We start from the raw sequence: 6,000 nt of genomic DNA on the forward strand, positions 1-6,000 counted from the left end.
GGGAGGGGTTTTGTGGGGTTTTCGCTGACTCTTAAGTCAATAAAACCGCCGGTTTGCGCCGCTAGACAGATGGTCATTCCAGGGGCTGTTTATCTGCGTTATTACGGTATACTGCGCGGCCTTCGGCCGGTCCAACCGGCCAAATTTCGTACACCAAGCCACGCCGGATTTCCCGCGTGGCTTGTTGTTTTTTGACGCGCCTGCGGGCGCCCAGAGAGAAGAGGCACGACGATGAGTGCATTGGTTGGCGTGATCATGGGCTCCAAGTCCGATTGGTCCACCCTTAGCCACACCGCCGATATGCTGGAAAAACTCGGCATTCCGTATGAAGTGAAAGTGGTCTCTGCCCACCGCACCCCGGATTTGCTGTTCCAGTATGCCGATGAAGCAGAATCCCGTGGCATCGAGGTGATCATCGCCGGTGCCGGCGGTGCAGCGCACCTGCCAGGCATGTGTGCGGCCAAGACCCACCTGCCGGTACTCGGCGTGCCGGTGCAGTCGTCGATGCTCTCGGGCGTGGATTCGCTGTTGTCCATCGTGCAGATGCCGGCCGGTATCCCGGTGGCGACCCTGGCGATCGGTAAGGCCGGCGCGATCAACGCCGCCTTGCTGTCCGCCAGCATCCTGGGCGCCAAGCACCCGCAGTTCCACGCGATGCTGAAAAAATTCCGTGCTGAGCAGACAGACAGCGTGCTGGACAATCCAGACCCACGTATCGCCTGAGGTTGTTGACGATGAAAATCGGTGTAATCGGTGGCGGCCAACTGGGTCGCATGCTGGCCCTGGCGGGAACGCCGCTGGGGATGAACTTCGCTTTCCTGGACCCGGCGCCGGATGCCTGTGCGGCCGCGTTGGGTGAGCACCTGCGCGCTGACTACAGCGACCCGGACCACCTGCGCCAACTGGCCGAAGAAGTCGACCTGGTGACCTTCGAGTTCGAAAGCGTCCCGGCCGAAACCGTGGCCTTCCTCTCGCAGTTCGTGCCGGTCTACCCGAGCGCCGAAGCCTTGCGTATCGCCCGTGACCGCTGGTTCGAGAAGAGCATGTTCAAGGACCTGGGCATTCCGACCCCGGCCTTCGCCGATATCCAGTCCCAGGCGGATCTGGACGCCGCCGTCGCCAGCATCGGCCTGCCGGCCGTGCTGAAAACCCGCACCCTGGGTTACGACGGCAAGGGCCAGAAAGTCCTGCGCACCGCTGCCGATGTGGTCGGCACTTTCGCCGAACTGGGCAGCGTGGCCTGCCTGTTGGAAGGCTTCGTGCCGTTCACCGGCGAAGTTTCGCTGATCGCCGTGCGTGCCCGCGATGGCGAGACCCGCTTCTACCCGTTGGTCCACAACACCCACGACAACGGCATTCTCAAACTGTCCGTGGCCAGCACCGACCATCCGTTGCAGGCCCTGGCCGAAGACTATTCCAGCCGTGTGCTCAAGCAGCTGGAATATGTCGGCGTGATGGCGTTCGAGTTCTTTGAAGTCGACGGTGGCCTGAAGGCCAACGAAATCGCCCCGCGCGTCCACAACTCCGGGCACTGGACCACCGAAGGCGCCGAGTGCAGCCAGTTCGAGAACCACCTGCGCGCGGTGGCGGGCTTACCGCTGGGCTCCACAGCCAAGGTGGGCGAGAGCGCCATGCTCAACTTCATCGGCGTGGTCCCGCCGGTTGAAAAAGTCATCGCCATCGACGACTGCCACCTGCATCACTACGGCAAGGCTTTCAAGACCGGGCGCAAGGTCGGCCACGCCAACCTGCGTTGCCAGGACCGCGCGACGCTGCAAGCGCAGATCCTCAAGGTCGAAGCGTTGATCGCCGAGCAATAATCCTGGGAACGGCGGGAACCATTGGCGGCCGCCGTCTCTCTGATTGCAGGATGATAAAGCCTGGCTAGGCTTTTTCATGACTCACATTCAATCAGAGGGAAATGCCATGGGTATCATCGGAACCATCTTTATCGGCCTGATCGTCGGCCTGCTGGCGCGTTTCCTCAAGCCCGGCGACGACAGCATGGGCTGGATCATGACCATCCTGCTGGGTATCGCCGGCTCCCTTGCCGCCACCTACGGCGGTCAGGCACTGGGTATCTACCAGGCAGGCCAGGGCGCTGGCTTCATCGGCGCATTGTTGGGCGCCATTGTGCTGCTGGTGATCTACGGCCTGATCAAAAAGAACTAATCGAGCGACAAAGTCCTCTGCGCTGCGCAGGCGCAGAGGGCTAGAATGCCGGCACTGTTTACCTTGTCGAGCTCCTCCATGCGCCGTCTCCTCTTGATGTTTCTCCTGCTGGGCCCAGGCCTGGCTCATGCTGGCGAACTGCCGGAAACCGACTGGCTCGACCTGATGCCGCTGTCGGACCAGAAAGCCCTCGAACAAATGCCGGAAATCGACCACAACTCTCCCGAAGCCCAGGGCACCTTTACCGACAAAGGTGGCTTGAAGCAGAGCAAAGGGTTGCCGGCGGTGATGTATTCCACCAAGACCGTGGCCGCCATGAACGGCAAGAACATCCGCATCGGCGGTTACCCGGTGCCTTTGGAAACCGACGCCAAGGGCCGCAGCACCCTGTTTTTCCTGGTGCCGTACCCAGGCGCGTGCATCCACGTGCCGCCACCGCCGCCGAACCAATTGGTGCTGGTGCGTTACCCCAAGGGGTTGAAGCTGGATGATATCTACACGCCGCTGTGGGTCACGGGCACGTTGAAGGTGGAGACGGTCAATAACGACCTGGCCGATGCGGCGTATGCGCTGGATGCGGGCAAGGTGCGGGTGGTGAAGGAGTCGGATCTCTAAACCACAACACCGACCAATGTGGGAGGGAGCTTGCTCCCGATAGCGGTCTATCAGTCACAAATGTGCTGAGTTACCCCCTGCTATCGGGAGCAACACCCCCTCCCACATTTTGATTGGGTTTACAAAGCGCTACTGGTGATGCTCACGCCCAAGGTGTGGCTTTCGCCCGGCGCCAGCGCCACCACGTCATCCAGCACATTCGCCGTCTCGATGCACAGCATGCCCTGCCAGCCGTCGTCGGCCATGTCGTCGAAGGCTTTGGCACGTTCGGTCCAGGGGTTCCAGATCACGGTCGAGTGGGAGCCTTCGCTGCTGAGCCGGACGCGCCGCTGCCAGTCGTTATCGACGATGTGCAACTGCGCGGGGGTGTCGAGGTAGATGCGGTCGGTCTCGGCGCCGAAGTGCAGCGGCCCAGCCTGTTGCCGGGTGGCCCAGCCGTCGGCGGTATCGATATACGCAAGCCCGTCCAGGCCCTCGACCTGCACGTTGCGCACATCGCTCACGGCGAAGTAGGTGTGCAACGCCTGGCTGAGGGTCACGGTGTCGGTGCCACGGTTATGACTGGTCAGGCCGATGTGCAGGTGATCGTCCAGGCGCAGGCTCAGCTTCAGGTCGACCTGATGCGGCCAGCCGGGGAAGCCGCCCGCGGGTACGGGGAGCACCAGGTCGACGCGCAGGGTGTCACCTTCGAGTTCGGTGGCGGCCAATTCCCAGAGTGCAGTACGCACGAAACCGTGGGCGCCCGCGGGCTGGTCGCTCTGGCGCATGGCCTGCACGCTGTGCGGGTTTCGATCGAACACGCCGAACCACGGCCAGCACACCGGTACGCCGGTGCGGATGCCTTTGCCGGCCTTGAAGACGGCTGCCTTGTTCGGCCAGATCAGCGGCTGTTCGCCTGCGCGTTGGTAACTGAAGAGGTGCGCGCCCTGTTGGGCCACCATCAGCTCGGCGCCGCTGTGGCGGATGCGCCAGCAGTCCAGCTCGTCGATTTTCACGGATTCAACGTGGGGCGTCGGCATAACAAAGCACTCTTAATAGCAGGCAATGGGGCAATTGACCGTCAAAACCTGGCGAGGTTTAACGCGCTCGCGACGGTACCGAACGGGTGCGGCCGCTGCCATCGATGGCGACGAACACGAACACCGCCTCGGTGACCTTGCGCCATTCGCTGGACAGCGGGTCGTCGCTCCACACTTCGACCATCATCTGGATCGAGCTGCGGCCGATTTCCAGGGCCTGGGTATAGAAGGACAATTGCGCGCCCACGGCCACCGGCACCAGGAACGCCATGCGATCAATGGCCACGGTGGCGACACGCCCGCCTGCGACCTTGCTGGCCATGGCCGTACCGGCCAGGTCCATCTGCGAGACCAGCCAGCCGCCGAAGATATCGCCGAAACCGTTGGTTTCACGCGGAAGTGCGGTGATTTGCAGGGCGAGATCGCCTTGTGGGATGGGATCTTCTTGTTCGAGTTCGATCATGCCGAGGGTGCCTCTGAGCCGTGACGCTTCATGGGTGTTTCAAATGGATAGCCGTCTTGTAGAAAAACATTTCAGCACCAACGCACGACGCGAGCTGTGTTTCTCGTAAGGCGTACTAAAGGGAAACTCTGCCAAACCGGCTGGATGGCACCCAACGGCGTTTTGGCACAGCAGCCCCTCAAGACTGCGGGTCTGGCGCTTGCAAGGGCCGAGTATATCGAGACGCTGGCGTCGCGACGACCTCTCGGCGCTCATTTGGTCGGTAAATAGACGCTGTAACGGAGCTTTTTCCGGCAACTGTTCTCCTGCCCTGGTTGACCGACTCCCTACGCCGTGAATAGTTCACCGCGCTGCGCTATCAACCGTTCGACGCTGTGCTTTTTCCGGCGATTTGCTATCTTGCCAGACCGCCGCAAGTCCAGGGCGTGCCGTCTTTATTACGCTGATTACTATAAGAGAAGCCTTGCCATGTCCTCCGTGCCCGCAAGCAGTGCGCAACCGTCGCGCCCGCTGACCCGCAACGACTACAAAACCCTGTCGCTGTCTGCCTTGGGCGGGGCGCTGGAGTTCTACGACTTCATCATCTTCGTGTTTTTCGCCACCGTGGTCGGAAAACTGTTCTTCCCCGCCGACATGCCCGAGTGGCTGCGCATGATGCAGACCTTCGGCATCTTCGCCGCCGGTTACCTGGCGCGGCCCCTGGGCGGCATCATCATGGCGCACTTCGGTGACCTGCTGGGGCGCAAGAAAATGTTCACCCTGAGCATCTTCATGATGGCCGTGCCGACCCTGATCATGGGCCTGCTGCCGACCTACGCGCAGATCGGCCTGTGGGCGCCGATCCTGTTGCTGTTGATGCGCGTGATCCAGGGCGCGGCGATCGGCGGCGAAGTCCCGGGCGCCTGGGTGTTCGTCTCCGAACACGTGCCGCCACGCCACATCGGCTACGCCTGCGGCACCCTGACCAGCGGCCTCACCGCCGGCATCCTGTTGGGTTCGCTGGTGGCCACCGCCATCAACACGCTCTACAGCCCGGAGCAGGTCTCCGATTACGCCTGGCGTATCCCGTTCCTGCTCGGCGGTGTGTTCGGCCTGCTGTCGGTGTACTTGCGCCGTTGGCTGCATGAAACGCCGATCTTCGCCGAGATGCAGCAACGCAAGGCTCTGGCCGCCGAACTGCCGCTGCGCGCGGTGCTGCGCGACCACCGTGGCGCCATCGTGCTGTCGATGCTGCTGACCTGGCTGCTGTCGGCCGGCGTGGTAGTCGTCATCCTGATGACCCCGACCGTGCTGCAGACCCTCTACCACTTCAGCCCGACCGTTGCGCTGCAAGCCAACAGCCTGGCCATCGTGACCCTGAGCCTGGGCTGCATTGCCTCCGGCGCCCTGGCCGACCGCTTCGGTGCCGGCCGCATACTGGTGGTCGGTTGCGCACTGTTGCTGGCGACCTCCTGGACGCTGTATCACAGCCTGCTGGACCACCCTGACTGGCTGTTCCCGCTGTACGCCCTGACCGGCCTGTTTGTCGGCACCATCGGCGTGGTGCCCTACGTGATGGTGAAAGCCTTCCCACCGGTGGTGCGCTTCAGCGGGTTGTCGTTCTCCTACAACGTGGCCTACGCCGTGTTCGGCGGGCTGACGCCGTTGGCGGTGTCGCTGCTGATGAAAGAAAGCCCGATGGGCCCGGCCTACTACGTTGCCGTCCTGTGCGTGATGGGGATGGGGGTGGGT

7 protein-coding genes are annotated in these 6,000 nt (G+C 62.6%); 5 read left to right on the forward strand and 2 right to left on the reverse strand.

Annotated features, from left to right (window positions below; all coding sequences use genetic code 11):
* Positions 1–231 precede the first annotated feature (231 nt).
* From purE to AC07W0_RS28625, 4 genes are all read left to right on the forward strand, one after another.
* Positions 232–723 (forward strand): 5-(carboxyamino)imidazole ribonucleotide mutase, encoded by a 492-nt coding sequence (gene purE, locus AC07W0_RS28610; RefSeq protein ID WP_017850010.1) that lies wholly within the window; start codon positions 232–234, stop codon positions 721–723.
* 11 nt (positions 724–734) lie between these two features.
* Entirely contained in the window at positions 735–1,820 is a 1,086-nt protein-coding gene (locus AC07W0_RS28615; protein ID WP_046381615.1) for a 5-(carboxyamino)imidazole ribonucleotide synthase, read from the forward strand.
* 106 nt (positions 1,821–1,926) lie between these two features.
* A complete protein-coding gene (locus AC07W0_RS28620) occupies positions 1,927–2,172 on the forward strand; it encodes a GlsB/YeaQ/YmgE family stress response membrane protein (protein ID WP_017850008.1) in 246 nt (81 codons plus the stop codon).
* A 78-nt stretch (positions 2,173–2,250) separates the two neighbouring features.
* Positions 2,251–2,787: a DUF3299 domain-containing protein gene (locus AC07W0_RS28625; protein ID WP_017850007.1), complete on the forward strand. Its 537-nt coding sequence runs from the start codon at positions 2,251–2,253 to the stop codon at positions 2,785–2,787.
* A 119-nt stretch (positions 2,788–2,906) separates the two neighbouring features.
* Here AC07W0_RS28625 and AC07W0_RS28630 read toward each other — a convergent pair whose 3' ends face one another.
* Positions 2,907–3,806: a D-hexose-6-phosphate mutarotase gene (locus AC07W0_RS28630; RefSeq protein WP_102618755.1), complete on the reverse strand. Its 900-nt coding sequence runs from the start codon at positions 3,804–3,806 to the stop codon at positions 2,907–2,909.
* Positions 3,807–3,864: 58 nt separating this feature from the next.
* Entirely contained in the window at positions 3,865–4,269 is a 405-nt protein-coding gene (locus tag AC07W0_RS28635; RefSeq protein ID WP_010566936.1) for an acyl-CoA thioesterase, read from the reverse strand.
* A gap of 468 nt (positions 4,270–4,737) precedes the next feature.
* On the opposite strand from AC07W0_RS28635, the gene AC07W0_RS28640 reads away from it, so the two are divergent.
* A partial coding sequence (locus tag AC07W0_RS28640; RefSeq protein ID WP_102618754.1) for an MFS transporter occupies positions 4,738–6,000 on the forward strand: 1,263 nt, incomplete at its 3' end.

This window comes from Pseudomonas sp. GW704-F2 (assembly GCF_059423025.1).

Bases quoted from the DNA above. Each gene is read 5' to 3' on its own strand.
- AC07W0_RS28635 (WP_010566936.1), bottom strand. From the start codon at position 4,269: ATGATCGAACTCGAACAAGAAGATCCCATCCCACAAGGCGATCTCGCC.
- AC07W0_RS28625 (WP_017850007.1), top strand. From the start codon at position 2,251: ATGCGCCGTCTCCTCTTGATGTTTCTCCTGCTGGGCCCAGGCCTGGCT.
- AC07W0_RS28630 (WP_102618755.1), bottom strand. From the start codon at position 3,806: ATGCCGACGCCCCACGTTGAATCCGTGAAAATCGACGAGCTGGACTGC.
- AC07W0_RS28620 (WP_017850008.1), top strand. From the start codon at position 1,927: ATGGGTATCATCGGAACCATCTTTATCGGCCTGATCGTCGGCCTGCTG.
- AC07W0_RS28615 (WP_046381615.1), top strand. From the start codon at position 735: ATGAAAATCGGTGTAATCGGTGGCGGCCAACTGGGTCGCATGCTGGCC.
- purE (WP_017850010.1), top strand. From the start codon at position 232: ATGAGTGCATTGGTTGGCGTGATCATGGGCTCCAAGTCCGATTGGTCC.